Genomic DNA, 16,336 nt, shown 5'->3' with positions numbered 1-16,336 from the left:
AAAAATTCAGTAATTTCAGCTTTTTAGCAAACTTTGAGCTAATCTTGCCACTTTACTTTTTGCTGGCTTATATTCAATTTGTTTTTCCTTGAGAAATTCGTGAAAATAAGTTTCATCTGAGGCAGCATCTACCTCCATTTCCAACTCATAGTCCTCAATAGAATTATAACGACTACGGTCAAAGGCTAATAAACCTTTAGGGATTCTTTTCTCACGTCTCTCTGTTTCCAGACTACCCCAGACATCTAAGGCAACTAGTGGAATTCCTAAATCAGTGAGAAAGCTGGCAATCTCACCTTGAGGGAGTTTTTTCTTGGATAGAAAGTCTTCTACCTGATCAAATGTAAGAGCTTGGTTGTATTCAAAATGTCCCGCTTTTTGCGGTACTTTAAGGGTTAGCTCAGCCCGATCAGCTAAGGTACGAATGCGCAAGGCCATCTGATGATTCCGGATGGCTTGGTCGGGCGTATCGATATAGTGATTGGTTTGTCGGATAGGAGGTTGTTCTTTGAAAAAATCCTTAAGAGAGTCGTATTCTTCCTTGGTTAGTAAGGTTTTAAATTCAATTTCTAAATGATTCATAGCTACGTCCTTTTCTTTCGTTTGCAAGCTCTTTATGATATAATGATAGATGTGTTTATTTTATACAAAAAACTTTGAGATGACAAGGTGATTCAATGGCGATTGATTGGGAAAATTTTTTAGATCCCTATATCCAAGCAGTTGGTGAGTTGAAGATTAAGCTTCGTGGGATAAGAAAGCAGTATCGCAAACAACAAAAGCATTCCCCAATCGAGTTTGTGACCGGTCGTGTGAAGCCGATTGAGAGTATTCTCGAAAAAATGGAACGCAGAAGTATTTCTGAAGAGAACCTGGCTCAAGATATGCAAGATATTGCTGGTCTGCGGGTTATGGTTCAATTTGTTGATGACGTAGAAGAAGTCTTAGAAGTTCTTCGTAAGCGTCAAGATATGCGAGTGGTGCAGGAAAGAGATTATATTCGTCACAAAAAGTCGAGTGGCTATCGAAGCTATCACGTTGTAGTAGAGTATCCAGTAGATACCATTAATGGCTATGAAACTATTTTGGCAGAGATACAGATTCGTACTCTGTCTATGAATTTTTGGGCCACCATTGAACACTCATTAAATTACAAATATAAAGGAGATTTTCCGGACGAGATTAAAAAGCGTCTTGAAGTCACAGCGAATTTGGCTTATCAACTCGATGAGGAAATGGGCGCCATTCGTGATGCCATTCAGGAGGCGCAAGCCCTTTTTGATCCTATGCATCGTAAATTAAACGATGGCGTCGGAAATAGTGATGATACAGATGAGGACTACAGGTAAGAAGGTTTCGATTATTCGAAATCGAAAACGCCAGAGCAAAGAGGTCTTTCAACAACTTCGTTATAAATTAAAAAAGAATAATTTTATCTTGACTGAAAAACATCCGGATATCGTGATCTCCATTGGTGGAGATGGCATGTTGCTCTCGGCTTTTCATAAGTACGAGAGTCAATTAGATCGGGTTCGTTTCGTTGGGGTGCATACAGGGCATCTTGGGTTCTATACGGACTATCTAGATGATGAGATTGACAAATTAGTAGAAAATCTTAAGTATGATACAGGTGCCAAGGTATCTTACCCAATCCTGAATGTCAAAGTGACCTTTGAAAATGGCGATACTAAGATTATGCGAGCCCTTAATGAAGCGACAATCAAACGCAGTGACCGAACCATGGTGGCTGACCTAACCATCAATGGCGTTCATTTTGAGCGGTTCAGAGGGGACGGCATTACCGTTTCGACCCCTACAGGCAGTACGGCTTATAACAAATCTTTGGGAGGGGCTGTTCTTCACCCGACCATCGAAGCACTTCAAATTGCAGAAATTGCTAGCCTCAATAACCGTGTGTATCGAACTTTGGGTTCATCGATCATTGTTCCTAAAAAAGATAAGATTGAAATTACGCCAAGCCGGCCTGGTTTTCACATTCTCTCTGTTGATAATTCAACTTATTCGTATCGAAATATCGTCCATATCGAATACCAGATTGATAACCACAAGATCAATTTCGTAGCGAGCCCAAGTCATACCAGTTTCTGGAATCGGGTCAAGGATGCTTTTATTGGAGATATTGACGAATGAGGTTCGAGTTTATTGCAGACGAACACGTCAAGGTCAAAACATTCCTGAAGAAGCACCAGGTTTCAAAGGGGTTATTGGCCAAGATCAAGTTTTCTGGAGGCCAGATTTTAGTAAATGGCATTGAACAAAATGCCATTTATCTTCTCGATATAGGAGATAAGGTAACGATTGATATTCCCTCTGAGGAAGGCTATGAAGCCTTGGAGGCCATTGATCGTGATTTAGAAATCTTGTATGAAGACGATCATTTCTTAGTCCTCAACAAACCGGCAGGAGTGGCATCCATTCCTAGCTCTCTTCATTCCAATACCATTGCAAACTTTGTCAAGGGTTACTACGTTCGAAACCAGTATGAAAACCAGCTGGTTCATATTGTCACCCGTTTAGACAAAGATACCAGTGGGATTATGCTCTTTGCTAAACATGGCTATGCCCATGCCCGATTGGATAAACAACTTCAGGCTAAGACCATTCAAAAACGTTACTTTGCATTGGTAAAGGGGACGGGTGAGTTGGCAAGCAAGGGTGACATCATTGCCCCCATTGCGCGTGATGAAGACTCGATCATTACCCGAAAAGTAGCAAAAGGTGGCAAGTATGCTCATACCAGCTACCAAGTTGTCCAGTCTTTCGGTGATATTCATCTGGTGGATATCCAATTGCATACAGGCCGGACCCATCAGATTCGCGTTCATTTTTCTCATATTGGTTTTCCGCTTTTGGGAGATGATCTTTATGGTGGTTCCTTAGAAGATGGGATCCTTCGACAAGCCTTACATTGCCATTCCTTGGCTTTCTATCATCCTTTTTTGGAAGAAGAACTCCGAATTGAAAGTTCTTTGCCAGATGATTTTAGCCAGGTCTTAAAACAGTTAACAAATATTTAATTTTTTTCAAAGGAGAAACTCATGGAAGTTTTTGAAAACCTCAAAGCCAACCTGGTTGGTAAGAATGCACGTATTGTATTACCAGAAGGTGAAGAACCACGTATTCTTCAAGCAGCAAAACGAATTGTGAAAGAAACAGACGTAACCCCTGTCTTGCTTGGGAATCCGGATAAGATTGGAATTTACCTTGAAATTGAAGGAGTTTTGGATGGATACGAAGTCATCGATCCGCATTCTTACTCAGGTTTTGAAGAGATGGTAACTTCCTTAGTTGAACGTCGCAAGGGTAAAATGACAGAAGAAGAAGCACGCCAAATTTTGCAAGATGATGTCAACTACTTTGGTGTCATGTTGGTACATCTTGGAATTGTTGATGGAATGGTGTCAGGTGCAATTCACTCAACAGCTGCAACCGTTCGTCCAGCACTTCAAATTATCAAAACTCGTCCAAATGTTAGTCGTACTTCAGGTGCCTTCCTCATGGTCCGTGGATCTGAACGTTACTTGTTTGGGGACTGCGCTATTAATATCAATCCAGATGCTGAAGGCTTGGCTGAAATTGCCATCAATTCTGCTATCACAGCGAAGATGTTTGGGATTGATCCAAAAATCGCCATGTTGAGCTATTCAACAAAAGGGTCAGGTTTTGGTGAAAGTGTTGATAAAGTAGTTGAAGCGACCAAAATCGCTCATGAGCTTCGTCCAGATCTTGAAATTGATGGGGAATTGCAATTTGACGCAGCCTTTGTACCTGAAACAGCTGCATTGAAAGCACCAGGAAGTAAGGTAGCAGGTCAAGCCAATGTCTTTATCTTCCCTGGTATCGAAGCAGGTAACATTGGTTACAAGATGGCAGAACGTCTCGGTGGCTTTGCTGCAGTAGGACCAGTTTTGCAAGGGTTGAACAAACCAGTTAACGACCTTTCTCGCGGATGTAATGCAGATGACGTTTACAAATTGACCTTGATCACAGCAGCTCAAGCTGTGGAACAATAAGAATGATTGAAAGGCTTAGGGATTTCCTAGGCCTTTTTATGGTAGAGTCAGAATCTCTAAAGTAGAAGTCATTCTATGGTATACTAGGAATATGATGGATTTAAAAGATTACGGGATTATCATGTGGGAGGAGGAAAAAATTGCCTCTTTCCGAGAAAAGTTATTAGCCTGGTATGATGCCAATAAACGGGATCTCCCCTGGAGACGGACGCAGGATCCTTATAAAATATGGATTTCAGAGATTATGCTCCAGCAGACACGTGTCGATACGGTTATTCCTTATTATGAGCGTTTTTTGGATTGGTTTCCGACCATTGCGGATTTAGCTCAAGCCCCTGAAGAAAAGCTCTTAAAAGCTTGGGAGGGCTTGGGCTATTACTCGAGGGTCCGCAACATGCAGAAAGCTGCCCAGCAAATCATGGAGGACCATGGGGGTGTTTTCCCATCAAGCTATGAGGCTATCTCTAAACTCAAGGGAATTGGACCTTATACAGCTGGTGCCATTGCCAGTATTGCTTTTGGCTTGCCAGAGCCAGCAGTGGATGGCAATGTCATGCGGGTTTTAGCTCGTTTGTTTGAGGTTGACTACGATATCGGAGTTCCGACTAATCGTAAGATTTTTCAAGCCATGATGGAAGTCTTGATCGATCCAGAGCGTCCGGGTGATTTCAATCAGGCTTTGATGGATCTGGGCTCAGATATTGAATCACCAGTCAATCCACGGCCCGAAGAGAGTCCTGTAAAAGAGTTTAGCGCGGCCTATCAGCATGGGACCATGGATCGCTATCCCATCAAGGCTCCAAAGAAGAAACCAGTACCCGTTTATTTAACAGCCTTTATTATAAAGGATAGTCAAGAGCGCTACCTGCTGGAAAAAAATGAGCGAGAGGGACTCTTGTCAGGCTTCTGGCATTTTCCCTTGATTGAAGTGGATAGTCTATCTGAGAACCTGGGCCAATTGTCTCTACTGGATGAGAAGGAACAAGCAGAGAGCAATCTAGAGATTCTCTCCTTTGAACAGGACTATGACTTAGTCATTGATTGGCAAGAGAGAACTTATCCCATGGTCCAGCATGTCTTTTCGCACCGCAAGTGGCAGGTTCAACTTCGGTACGGATTGGTAAAAGAAGGAGAACAAGCAACCAGTGAATCAACTATTTGGTTAAAACCGGAAGAATTTTCGGCCTTTCCTTTTGCCAAACCCCAGCAGAAGATTTGGACGACTTTTACAGAAAATGAAAAATAGCTAGAGAATAATCTCTAGCTATTTTTTTTATAGATGAGCGAATGCTTTGATTTCTTCTTCTGACATGGATGAGTCGCAGCGAACGGTAACTTCACCGGCTTCGACATGTAAAAATCCAGGAACAGTTGGAATGCCATAGGTAGAGCGGAAGACTTGCAAAGCATCCAGTTGACTTGGTTCTTCACTATTAATGAAGTAGATATGAGCTTTAGTTTCGGCTACTACAGTTGCTAATTTAGCAGCGAACTTTCGGCAATATGGGCAAGTCTTGCGTCCAATAAAGAAGGTTGCTGTTTCTTTTTGGTCGATGGCTTCTTGCGCACGCGCAACAGTGGTTACTTCAAGATCTTTAATATCTTCTAAAAATTGTTCCATGAGATTACCTCGCTTTCTTATAAATCTAGTATGCCATAAAGGGCGAAAAAATGCTGTATTTTGATACGAAAAAAAGATGAGATTGGTTGATCTCATCTTTTGTGGTTTCTTATTTTACAAAGGCATTGATTTCAGCTTCGATGTTAGCAATTTTAGCTTGAGAATCTTCGTTGCTTTCACCAACAACGGCAATGTAGAACTTAATTTTTGGTTCTGTACCTGAAGGGCGAACGGCAATCCAAGAACCATCAGCAAGTGTGTATTTCAATACATCACTTGGAGGAGTTGTCAAGGTTGTTACAGTGCCATCAGCAGCAGTAGATGTTTGTGCTTTGAAGTCTTCAGTGATTGAAACTTCTGTTGAGTTAAATTCTTTTGGCCCGTTTTCACGGAATTTCGCCATAATCGCTTTGATTTGCTCAGCACCGTCAACACCAGAAAGTGTAACAGAGATTGTCTTTTCAGCATAGTAGCCGTACTCTTTGTAGATTTCTTCGATACCGTCAGCAAGTGTCAAACCACGAGAGCGGTAGTAAGCAGCAAGCTCAGCAACGACAAGGACAGCTTGAATCGCATCTTTATCACGTACGAATGGTTTAATCAAGTAACCGAAGCTTTCTTCAAATCCCATCATGTAAGTGTGATTGTGTTTTTCTTCGAATTCTTGAATCTTTTCAGCGATGAATTTGAAACCAGTCAAGACGTTAAACATAGTTGCGCCGTAGCTTTCAGCAATCTTCGTTACCAAGTCAGTTGATACGATAGATTTGCAAAGGGCTGCATTTTCTGGAAGAGTGCCAGCATTTTTGTGAGCTTCCAAGATGTACTTAGCCATGATAGCACCGATTTGGTTACCTGAAAGGTTAAGGTAGCTACCGTCTTTTTGAAGGACTTCAACACCGACACGGTCAGCGTCAGGGTCAGTTGCCACAAGAACATCAGCTCCTACTTGGCGACCAAGTTCTTCTGCAAGAGCAAAGGCTGCTTGGCTTTCTGGGTTTGGTGATTTTACAGTTGAGAAGTCAGGGTCTGGAGTTGCTTGAGCTTCAACGACTTGAACAGAGTCAAATCCTGCTTGAGCAAGAGCACGACGAGCCAACATTTCACCAGTACCGTGAAGAGGAGTGTAGACAATCTTCATGTCTTTGCCAAACTCTTCAATCAAGGCTGGGTTGATGTTAACGTCTTTTACTTCTTTGAGGTATTCAGTATCGACAGCTTCACCGATGACTTCAATCAAACCAGATGCTTTTTCAGCTTCAACATCCGCAACTTCTACAGCGAATGGATTGTCGATGGCACGGATGTAGGTTGTCAAAGCGTCCGCGTCGTGTGGAGGCATTTGACCACCATCTTCACCGTAAACCTTGTATCCGTTAAACGGAGCAGGGTTGTGGCTAGCAGTAATCATGATCCCTGCGAAACAGTTTAGGTGACGAACAGCAAATGAAAGTTCTGGAGTTGGACGGAGACTTTCAAAGACATAGGATTTAATACCGTGTTTTGCAAGAACGGCTGCTGATTCAAAGGCAAATTCTGGAGAGAAGTGACGGCTATCGTAGGCGATGGCTACACCACGTTCTTTTTCATTTCCACCTTTAGATTCGATCAAACGCGCCAAACCTTCAGTTGCTTGACGAACAACGTAGATATTAATGCGGTTAGTCCCAGCACCAATCAATCCGCGCATACCAGCAGTACCGAATTCAAGGTTTGTGTAGAAGGCATCTTCCTTCGTTTTTTCATCCATGCTTTCCAAATCACGACGAAGGTAATCTGGTAGGTCCGCGAAATCAGCCCATTTTTGGAAGTTTTCTTGATAAGTCATAGTGCAACTCCTTATTTCTATAAATTAATCGCTTACATTATAGCAAATTTTTTCAGAAAATTCTAGCGATAATTGTAAATCTTTTCAAAAATAAAGGGGGAATTTTGGATAGAAAAAAAAAGGCTGGGACAAAAGTCCTAGCCTCTCAATTATCTTTAGATTGTCGAGCAAGACGCAGTGCTTGAGTGGGCTCTACTACGCTGATTTCATCAGCTTTTACAGCCCTACTCAACTGTGCGGAGGTGGGACAACGAAATCAAATTCTAACGAATGACCGATTTCTGTCCCACTCTCAACTTTTTATTTTAATTTTTCGAGGGCTGGGACAACGGCACTAGTGATCAGAACCGTTGCAATAACTTCGATGAGTGAGTTAGTAGACACAATCAAGCCAAGAAAATGTTGAATTCCTCTCCCAAAGGTATTACCAAAGAAGAGGTAAATCCCGCTTAAAACGAATACAGTATTGGTCATAGATCCGACAATGCCGGCTGTTATTAACCCAGTACGATTGTGCATCCATCGATAGACAAAATAAGGTGTTACCCCGATGAGAATACGCGGTACTATAGCGATGACAAGGGAATAGAGATTTCCGTTTGGCACAAAGGGACTAAATAGATAGCTTGCTGGGGTTAAAACAAGAGTATTCATCGTTAAACTAAAGAGTCCCATAAGCAGTCCTAGAATAGCACCTGTACGAGGTCCATAAATGATAGACGCGATCACGACAGGGATATGAACCAAGGTTGGCTGAATACCTGATGGTACAAAATGTAAGATGAAGGAAGTTGTAAAATGGATGGTAATCATTACCGCGAAAAATATAGCAATGCGTGAAATGGATGAGGATTTTTTCATGAAAGCGACTCCTGTATAGTAGTTAGAATGGTTTCGATAGAAGCTAAAGCTCCAGCCCCTTGATCGCCACAAGCCAGAGTAGCATAGCGAGGTTGAATAATCTGATAGCCGTAGTCTTGTAAGAGTTTTAGATTTCGTTGGGTAGCTGGGTGTTCCAGCATTTTCGTATTCATAGCGGGGGCTAGGATTTTTTTAGTTCCTTGAGGCAAGGCTAGAGCTGTGCTCGTCACCATATTATCCGCTAGCCCTATGGCAAGTTTTGCAATGGTATTGGCACTTGCAGGAGCGACTAGAAAAAGATCAGCCTCTTTCCCCAAGTCAATATGTTGGATTTGTTTTGGATCGTCTTCTGTCATGACCTCTACCAGGACAGCTTGTTTGGAGAGGACCTGAAGTGTTAGAGGGGTAATAAAAGCTGTAGCTGCAGGAGTCATAAGAATCTTTACCTGGTGACCGAGCTTGGTCAATTGACTGGTGAGGTCTGCTGCCTTGTAGGCAGAAATGCTCCCAGTTACAGCCAGTAGTATATTCGCCATAGGTTTTATCCTTTGTTCCTAATGTGATGATAAATTTTTTGAGCAATATCCAATTTCGTTTCGGCTATTTGAGTAGCATCTTTCGTAACTAAGTAAGCTCGATGTTTTCCGTCTTGAATTTCGCTTAAGTCATTGGCAACAATCATTTCTGCCTGATTTTTTTCGAGACTTGCACGAGCAACGGCTAGGAGTTGATCCTGTGCTACACCAACCAGCAGTTTAAAGCCGATCAAGCGAATGTCTGGATTCCACGTTTTTACTAAGGAAATCAACTTAGGATTTTTCTTTAAAAAGAGAACTTGGTAATCTTCCTCTGAAGAAATTTTCGATTCCTGGTTGGTTTGATGAAGAAAATGCTCTAAATTGCTAGCTTCTTTGACAGCCTGAAAGCCTGACATATAGACAGGGCTGTAGTCAGAGACAGCCATAGCATGGATGAGCACCTGGTGAGTTGGAGTTTCTTTTTCAAGGACTGTTTGAAGTTCAGCGACATCTTTGATAAATATCTTTCTTAAATGAGGATGTTCTTTAGGCTGAACCGCAGTTGGAGTTGTCACCAGAGTCACAGAAAAACCTGCCTCTAAAAAACGTTTGGAAATGATTTTTCCAAGTTGACCAGTGGAATGGTTGGTAATCGAACGAACCTGATCAATCTTTTCACTCGTCCCACCGGAAGTAATCAAAATATTCATAGGCTTATTTTACAAGAATTTTATATTTTAGTAAAGCCAAGAACACGGCTCTTGCGATTGTTGGTCAAGGGGATACAAAGGCGGTAGAGTAGACGACGAAGGGACTCATAGTTATTTCATATAGAGGGGTATAAGAAATTGGAATAAAGGCTGAAAAAGCAGAGTTACTAAGCAAAAACCGAACGAATGAGAAAAGTTTGAGATTTAAAATATATATCCTTGTGAAATTTCTGTATAATAGGATTATTAAATAGTGAGGAGATTCAGATGAAGACAGATATCGAGATTGCACAAAGTATTGAATTGAAACCAATCACAGATGTGGTAGAGAAATTGGGTATTCACTTCGATGACCTAGAACTCTATGGAAAGTACAAGGCAAAATTAACCTTTGACAAGATCCAAGCCGTTCAGAAGGAAGAACCAGGAAAGCTCATCTTGGTAACCGCCATTAACCCGACTCCAGCAGGGGAAGGAAAGTCTACCATCACCATTGGTTTAGCAGATGCTTTAAATAAAATTGGCAAACAAACCATGATTGCCATTCGCGAACCTTCTTTAGGTCCTGTTATGGGGATTAAAGGGGGAGCAGCAGGTGGAGGTTATGCACAAGTTCTACCAATGGAAGACATCAACCTTCATTTCACGGGTGACATGCATGCCATTACAACAGCAAATAATGCACTTTCAGCTTTGATCGACAATCATTTGCATCAAGGAAATGAGCTAGGCATTGACCAACGTCGGATTATCTGGAAACGGGTAGTGGACTTGAATGACCGTGCTTTGCGTCACGTATCGGTCGGTCTTGGTGGACCGCTCAATGGGATTCCTCGTGAAGACGGATTTGATATCACCGTTGCTTCTGAGATTATGGCCATCCTTTGCTTGGCGACAGATATTGAAGACTTGAAACGTCGTTTGGCCAATATTGTGATTGGTTACCGTTATGATCGTAGTCCAGTTTATGTCCGCGATTTAGAAGTAGAAGGGGCGCTTGCCTTGATTCTGAAAGATGCGATCAAGCCAAACTTGGTCCAAACCATCTATGGAACGCCAGCCTTTGTTCATGGTGGACCTTTTGCTAATATTGCCCATGGATGTAATTCTGTTTTAGCTACCTCAACCGCTCTTCGTTTAGCCGATTACGTAGTGACAGAAGCAGGTTTTGGCGCGGATTTGGGAGCTGAAAAATTCTTGGATATCAAAACACCAAATCTTCCTGTTAGCCCATCTGCAGTGGTGATTGTCGCAACGATTCGTGCTTTGAAGATGAATGGTGGAGTTGCCAAAGATGCTCTTTCTGAAGAAAATGTAGAAGCTGTTCGTTCAGGTTTTGCGAACTTGGAGCGCCACGTAGAAAATATGCGTAAATTTGGAGTTCCTGTAGTAGTGGCTATTAATGAATTTGTCACAGATACAGAAGCTGAAATTGCAGCTCTGAAAGAACTCTGTGCTTCTATTCAAGTTCCTGTTGAATTGGCGAGCGTTTGGGCTGATGGTGCTGATGGAGGATTGGCCCTAGCAGAAACAGTAGTGGAGACACTTGAAACAAGTCCAGCCAACTACACTCGTCTTTATGATAATGACCTTTCTGTTGAAGAAAAGATCACTAAGATTGCCCAAGAAATTTACCGGGCCGACAATGTTGTCTTTGAGAAGAAAGCCAAAACTCAGATTGCTCAAATCGTGAAAAATGGCTGGGACAAGTTGCCAGTTTGTATGGCTAAGACCCAATATAGTTTCTCAGATGATCCAAGTCTCCTCGGGGCGCCGTCTGGTTTTGACATTACCATTCGCGAATTGGTACCTAAGACTGGTGCAGGCTTCATTGTTGCTTTGACAGGTGAAGTGATGACTATGCCTGGATTACCAAAACGTCCTGCTGCTTTGAACATGGATGTAGCAGAAGATGGGACTGCTTTAGGATTGTTCTAATAAAATATATAGAGGTTGGCGGACAACCTCTATTTTTGTGCTTTTGGGGTATAATAGAGAAATAGAAAGCGAGAAGACCATGCTGAAGATACGACCAGTCACCCTTGAAGATGCTCCTGAACTTGTCAGGATTTATGCTCCCTATGTTGAGAAAACAGCCATCACTTTTGAATACCAGGTTCCGACCATTGAGGAATTTGAAGGGCGTATCGAAAAGATCCTTCAACGTTTTCCCTATTTAGTAGCAGAAGTAGACGGTCAAGTCCTTGCTTATGCCTATGCCTCAAGCTATTATGATCGATCAGCATATGATTGGGCGGTGGAAGTATCCGTCTATGTGGATCAAGATCGTCGTGGGCAAGGTCTGGGTTCTCGATTGTATGAGGCATTAGAGTCGGAGTTGGAGGCGCGTGGTTATTTACGTTTCTTAGCTTGCATTGCCCTGCCAAATCCAGCTAGTATCGCCCTCCATGAGAAACGTGGCTATGTGAAAGTTGCTCATTTTCCTAAAATTGGCTATAAATTTGATCAATGGCATGATATTGTCTGGATGCAAAAGACGATCGAAGGGCCTGTGAAGCCCCTAATGTAAAAATTAGAAGGAGCTTAGCTTTGCTCAATTTCTTTTAAGTTATTTAAAAGGAAGTCTAGAACGAGCCTCTTGACTTTTTTGGGCCGTTCATGGTACACTAAGTTTATGCGATGAGTCGATTGGCTCTTAGGAGCCTTTTGCGCTGAGGAGGTCTACATTTAATTGTAACGCAGGAGCGGACCTTGAACAGTTGTGTGAACCTGCTGTTCTCATCGAAAGATGCCTCGAATCCCTTACCATGTGGTAAGGGATTTTTTTTGTAAAAATTCATAGTAAGCAAATACATAAATTTGTTTGCCTCTTATGACTACCGGTGATATAATGATGTAAATAAATGGATTCATTTGTGTTTGAAAGGAGATGGTTATAGTGTATGATCAAAACAGTCCAAACAACAAGTGGTCACAAGAAACGTTTCAACGTATCAGTGAACTGGAAAAATTAGAACAATATCAAGCTAAGTTGCTCATTATGAAGTAACAAATGAAGAATAATCTTCATTGGAGAAACGCCACTATTCTTGGTGGTATTCTAGCTTTTCTCTCCTTCCAACTTGTTAGATGGCGAGCAGCGATTGTTATCATTCTTCTTGTAGTGGTGTTTTATTATTTACCGGTATACAAAAAACGAAAAGCCTTATTCGGAGATCAGGTTCGATCCAATGAAGAGATTTATATTACAGATTTTCTTTGTCCCATCCTGAAAGAAGTTTTTCCTCAAGCGGAGCTAACTCTGACAGCTGACTACCCAATGAATGTCCTGCAGGTCATTAGTCCGAGATCGACTAAGTTTGATCTCTTTCATCAATTGTCTTTCCATGATGAAAAGAATCTCGTAGTAGCCAATCTCTATGCTTATCATATTGAGACGCGAACAAAGAGAGACTCAAGTGGGGAAACTCATACGGTCAGAGAAGAAGTTGAAGATTTTGCTGGTCAGATTTTTTCTTTAAAAGCTCCTATCTCATTTCCAGGGCACTTGAGAGTTGTTCCAACCAAGAAATCTTTGTTTTTAAAAAGAGAACTAAAAGGTGCCTATCCGGGTGCTGGACCTAATGAAGTTCAAATTGAAACAGAAGATATCCGAAACAATGAAAATTACAATATCTATTGTACAGATGAACTGGCTGCTCGAAAATTCTTAAAACCCAAGATCCTAGAATGGTTTGATCAGCAAATTTCTCAAAATGCTATGTGTGTGTATTTAGTACAAGATACACTCTATATTTCCTTATATACTAACCGCTACCTTTTCCCAACACCGAATAGAAAAGATGCAATCGAAAGTCTTTCGATTGCTGCAGAGTATCAAAAACTCTGTAGGGAGATTGATCTCATTGATGAATTAACCAATATATTTAAAGGAGAATAACTATGTTAGGATTATTTATTGCCATCGTCGTTTTTGCTCTTGTCATTGTTATGTGGTTTATCGGTGAAAGCAATCGCTTGAATCGTTATCAGGTCATGATTGAAGAAGCAAAGAGAACGGTTGATATAATTCTTGTCAAACGCTACGATACCATTTCTGAAATGTTGAAGGCAGCTAAGGCCTACGCCAAACATGAAGAGAAAGTCTTTACCGAATTAGTAGCCCTTCGTCAAGGTGCCTCTATCCAAGAATCCAACCAAGTTATTGCCAATCAAAATGATGTCTTGGCACAAATCCGAGCAGTAGGTGAGAATTATCCAGATCTCTTATCTTCTAACCAATTCTTGGCCTTGCAAAAAGAAATTGCAGACGAAAATGAAGATTTGGCAGCTTCTAAACGTATTGTTAATAGTAATATTAGCCAAATCAACCAAGCAATAGTAACCTTCCCAACTTCACTAGTGGCGGGTATCAAAGGGATGCAACAGGTGCCATTTTTATTGGAAGATACTCAAGGCAAGAAGAATTTGAATGATTTGGATTATGAAATCCATTAATTTTCAATAAAAGCTATTCGATATCTAGAAACTATCCCGGTCTTAGATCGGGATTATTTTGTTTTTATAAGTGTAAAATACACTTTTCATTTGTAGGGAAAAATAGTATAATAGATAAAATTCACAAATTTTTAGAAAATTCCGAAAGAGGTTTTATTATGGGATATACAGTTGCTGTTGTCGGTGCTACAGGTGCCGTTGGTGCACAAATGATCAAAATGCTGGAAGAATCAAGTCTTCCAATTGATAAGATTCGCTACCTTGCATCTGCGCGTTCAGCAGGGAAGGTCTTGCAATTCAAAGGGCAAGACGTGACCATTGAAGAAACAACTGAAGAGGCTTTTGCAGGAGTAGATATCGCTCTCTTCTCAGCTGGAGGATCAACTTCAGCTAAATATGCACCATATGCTGTTAAAGCTGGTGCGGTCGTAGTAGATAACACTTCTTACTTCCGTCAAAATCCAGATGTACCATTGGTTGTTCCTGAAGTAAATGCACATGCGCTTGATGCCCATAACGGAATCATCGCCTGTCCTAACTGTTCAACCATTCAAATGATGGTAGCTCTTGAGCCTGTTCGTCAGAAATGGGGCTTGGACCGTATCATCGTGTCTACTTACCAAGCTGTCTCTGGTGCTGGTATGGGAGCCATTCTTGAAACCCAACGTGAATTGCGTGAAGTATTGAATGATGGAGTGGATCCACGTGATTTGCACGCGGAAATCTTACCTTCAGGTGGCGATAAGAAACATTATCCAATCGCCTTTAACGCCCTTCCTCAAATTGACGTCTTCACTGATAATGACTACACATATGAAGAAATGAAGATGACGAACGAAACTAAGAAAATCATGGAAGACGATAGCATTGCCGTATCAGCAACATGTGTACGTATTCCAGTCTTGTCAGCTCACTCAGAGTCAGTTTACATTGAGACCAAAGAAGTAGCACCAATCGAAGAAGTAAAAGCTGCTATTGCTGCCTTCCCAGGAGCAGTGTTGGAAGATGATGTGGCTCATCAAGTATACCCACAAGCTATCAATGCGGTTGGTTCTCGCGATACCTTTGTTGGTCGTATCCGTAAAGACTTGGATGCTGAAAAAGGGATTCATATGTGGGTGGTTTCTGATAACCTTCTTAAAGGAGCTGCTTGGAACTCAGTTCAAATTGCAGAAACCCTTCATGAACGTGGACTCGTGCGCCCAACAGCTGAGTTGAAGTTTGAGTTGAAATGATTCATTAACTAAATAAAGTGTATAGGGGACAGCTATCAACTTTTGGTGCTGTCCCTCTTCCCTATGGTTGTCTCAAGAAGGAGTATGTATGTCTTATCAAGATTTAAAAAATTGTAGAATGATCACTGCCTTTATCACTCCCTTCCATGAAGATGGTTCGATTAATTTTGAGGCTATTCCTCCGCTTATTGAACATCTTTTGGCTCATCACACAGATGGGATTCTTTTAGCTGGTACCACAGCTGAAAGTCCAACTCTAACACACGATGAAGAATTAGAACTTTTTGCAGCGGTGCAAAAGGTAGTCAACGGACGGGTTCCTTTGATTGCTGGTGTCGGGACCAATGAAACTCGCGACTCGATTGAGTTTGTAAAAGAAGTCGACCAATTTGGTGGTTTTGCTGCCGGATTAGCGATTGTCCCTTATTACAACAAACCTTCTCAAGAAGGTATGTACCAGCATTTTAAGGCTATTGCAGACGCTTCTAACTTGCCAATCATAATCTATAACATTCCTGGGCGCGTGGTTGTCGAAATGACACCAGAAACCATGCTTCGTTTGGCAGAACATCCAAATATCATCGGGGTAAAAGAGTGTACAACCCTTGCCAATATGGCTTATTTAATTGAGCACAAGCCAGAGGAGTTCCTCATTTATACGGGAGAGGATGGAGATGCTTTCCATGCCATGAACCTTGGGGCAGATGGGGTGATTTCAGTAGCATCTCATACCAATGGGGATGAAATGCACGAAATGTTCCTAGCCATTGAAAATAATGATATTAAAAAAGCGGCGGCCATTCAGCGCCAATTTATCCCGAAAGTCAATGCTCTCTTCTCTTATCCAAGTCCAGCTCCAGTTAAAGCAGTCTTGAACTATATGGGCTTTGAAGCAGGGCCAACTCGTTTGCCATTAGTGCCAGCTCCTGCTGAGGAAGCGAAGCGCATTATCAAGGTTGTAGTGGATGGGGATTACCACGCGACCAAAGAAATCATTACGGGAGTTCTTCGTCCGGATTATTGACGTTTTAGATTCTTGACAAATCCCCTATTTATTTAGATAATAGAAGT

17 protein-coding genes are annotated in these 16,336 nt (G+C 41.6%); 11 read left to right on the top strand and 6 right to left on the bottom strand.

Translation table 11 applies throughout. The annotated features are described in order from the left end of the window. Positions 1 to 15: 15 nt before the first annotated feature. On the bottom strand, positions 16 to 582 hold the full coding sequence (locus ACOXXR_RS05060; RefSeq protein WP_445278186.1) for a CYTH domain-containing protein: 567 nt from the start codon (positions 580 to 582) through the stop codon (positions 16 to 18). A 95-nt stretch (positions 583 to 677) separates the two neighbouring features. Between ACOXXR_RS05060 and ACOXXR_RS05055 the strand changes: the two genes are divergently transcribed. The 5 genes from ACOXXR_RS05055 to mutY all read left to right on the top strand — a co-directional run bounded on the left by ACOXXR_RS05055 (position 678) and on the right by mutY (position 5,280). Next, on the top strand, positions 678 to 1,349 hold the full coding sequence (locus ACOXXR_RS05055; protein WP_023026784.1) for a GTP pyrophosphokinase: 672 nt from the start codon (positions 678 to 680) through the stop codon (positions 1,347 to 1,349). Continuing rightward, positions 1,333 to 2,151: an NAD kinase gene (locus ACOXXR_RS05050; RefSeq protein WP_445278869.1), complete on the top strand. Its 819-nt coding sequence runs from the start codon at positions 1,333 to 1,335 to the stop codon at positions 2,149 to 2,151. Before ACOXXR_RS05055 ends, ACOXXR_RS05050 begins: the two co-directional genes overlap by 17 nt. Continuing rightward, on the top strand, positions 2,148 to 3,038 hold the full coding sequence (locus tag ACOXXR_RS05045; RefSeq protein WP_023026786.1) for an RluA family pseudouridine synthase: 891 nt from the start codon (positions 2,148 to 2,150) through the stop codon (positions 3,036 to 3,038). Before ACOXXR_RS05050 ends, ACOXXR_RS05045 begins: the two co-directional genes overlap by 4 nt. 21 nt (positions 3,039 to 3,059) lie before the next feature. After that, a complete protein-coding gene (gene pta / locus ACOXXR_RS05040; protein WP_023026787.1) occupies positions 3,060 to 4,034 on the top strand; it encodes a phosphate acetyltransferase in 975 nt (324 codons plus the stop codon). A 91-nt stretch (positions 4,035 to 4,125) separates the two neighbouring features. Beyond that, positions 4,126 to 5,280 carry an A/G-specific adenine glycosylase gene (gene mutY, locus ACOXXR_RS05035; RefSeq protein WP_048715943.1) on the top strand — a complete coding sequence of 385 codons (1,155 nt, stop codon included), beginning with the start codon at positions 4,126 to 4,128 and terminating at the stop codon, positions 5,278 to 5,280. A 27-nt stretch (positions 5,281 to 5,307) separates the two neighbouring features. On the opposite strand, the gene ACOXXR_RS05030 is transcribed toward mutY, so the two are convergent. The 5 genes from ACOXXR_RS05030 to ACOXXR_RS05010 all read right to left on the bottom strand — a co-directional run bounded on the left by ACOXXR_RS05030 (position 5,308) and on the right by ACOXXR_RS05010 (position 9,572). Continuing rightward, positions 5,308 to 5,655, bottom strand: coding sequence for a thiol reductase thioredoxin (locus ACOXXR_RS05030; RefSeq protein WP_048715945.1), 348 nt, complete (start codon positions 5,653 to 5,655; stop codon positions 5,308 to 5,310). 109 nt (positions 5,656 to 5,764) lie between these two features. Then, positions 5,765 to 7,483, bottom strand: coding sequence for a phospho-sugar mutase (locus ACOXXR_RS05025; protein WP_048715947.1), 1,719 nt, complete (start codon positions 7,481 to 7,483; stop codon positions 5,765 to 5,767). A gap of 300 nt (positions 7,484 to 7,783) precedes the next feature. Next, on the bottom strand, positions 7,784 to 8,344 hold the full coding sequence (locus ACOXXR_RS05020; protein WP_117744225.1) for an ECF transporter S component: 561 nt from the start codon (positions 8,342 to 8,344) through the stop codon (positions 7,784 to 7,786). Next, positions 8,341 to 8,880, bottom strand: a complete 540-nt coding sequence (gene coaC / locus ACOXXR_RS05015) for a phosphopantothenoylcysteine decarboxylase (protein WP_445278185.1) — start codon at positions 8,878 to 8,880, stop codon at positions 8,341 to 8,343. Before coaC ends, ACOXXR_RS05020 begins: the two co-directional genes overlap by 4 nt. 5 nt (positions 8,881 to 8,885) lie before the next feature. Continuing rightward, positions 8,886 to 9,572 carry a phosphopantothenate--cysteine ligase gene (locus tag ACOXXR_RS05010; protein ID WP_048715952.1) on the bottom strand — a complete coding sequence of 229 codons (687 nt, stop codon included), beginning with the start codon at positions 9,570 to 9,572 and terminating at the stop codon, positions 8,886 to 8,888. Between the two features lie 267 nt (positions 9,573 to 9,839). Here ACOXXR_RS05010 and ACOXXR_RS05005 point away from each other — a divergent pair, with 267 nt between their 5' ends. The 6 genes from ACOXXR_RS05005 (at position 9,840) to dapA (ending at position 16,289) form a co-directional block, all read left to right on the top strand. Then, entirely contained in the window at positions 9,840 to 11,510 is a 1,671-nt protein-coding gene (locus ACOXXR_RS05005) for a formate--tetrahydrofolate ligase (protein WP_048788993.1), read from the top strand. Between the two features lie 79 nt (positions 11,511 to 11,589). Continuing rightward, on the top strand, positions 11,590 to 12,102 hold the full coding sequence (locus ACOXXR_RS05000; protein ID WP_048715955.1) for a GNAT family N-acetyltransferase: 513 nt from the start codon (positions 11,590 to 11,592) through the stop codon (positions 12,100 to 12,102). A gap of 483 nt (positions 12,103 to 12,585) precedes the next feature. Further along, a complete protein-coding gene (locus ACOXXR_RS04995; protein WP_445278184.1) occupies positions 12,586 to 13,473 on the top strand; it encodes a DUF3137 domain-containing protein in 888 nt (295 codons plus the stop codon). 2 nt (positions 13,474 to 13,475) lie between these two features. Next, positions 13,476 to 14,030: a LemA family protein gene (locus ACOXXR_RS04990; RefSeq protein WP_048715957.1), complete on the top strand. Its 555-nt coding sequence runs from the start codon at positions 13,476 to 13,478 to the stop codon at positions 14,028 to 14,030. Between the two features lie 158 nt (positions 14,031 to 14,188). Next, positions 14,189 to 15,265 carry an aspartate-semialdehyde dehydrogenase gene (locus tag ACOXXR_RS04985; protein WP_048715959.1) on the top strand — a complete coding sequence of 359 codons (1,077 nt, stop codon included), beginning with the start codon at positions 14,189 to 14,191 and terminating at the stop codon, positions 15,263 to 15,265. 88 nt (positions 15,266 to 15,353) lie between these two features. Further along, positions 15,354 to 16,289 (top strand): 4-hydroxy-tetrahydrodipicolinate synthase, encoded by a 936-nt coding sequence (gene dapA / locus ACOXXR_RS04980; protein WP_048715961.1) that lies wholly within the window; start codon positions 15,354 to 15,356, stop codon positions 16,287 to 16,289. Positions 16,290 to 16,336: the final 47 nt, after the last annotated feature.

This window comes from Streptococcus sp. KHUD_013, from assembly GCF_052588545.1.
The sequence above is the reverse complement of the archived record's forward strand: the minus strand, read 5'-3'. Positions and strand labels throughout refer to the sequence as shown.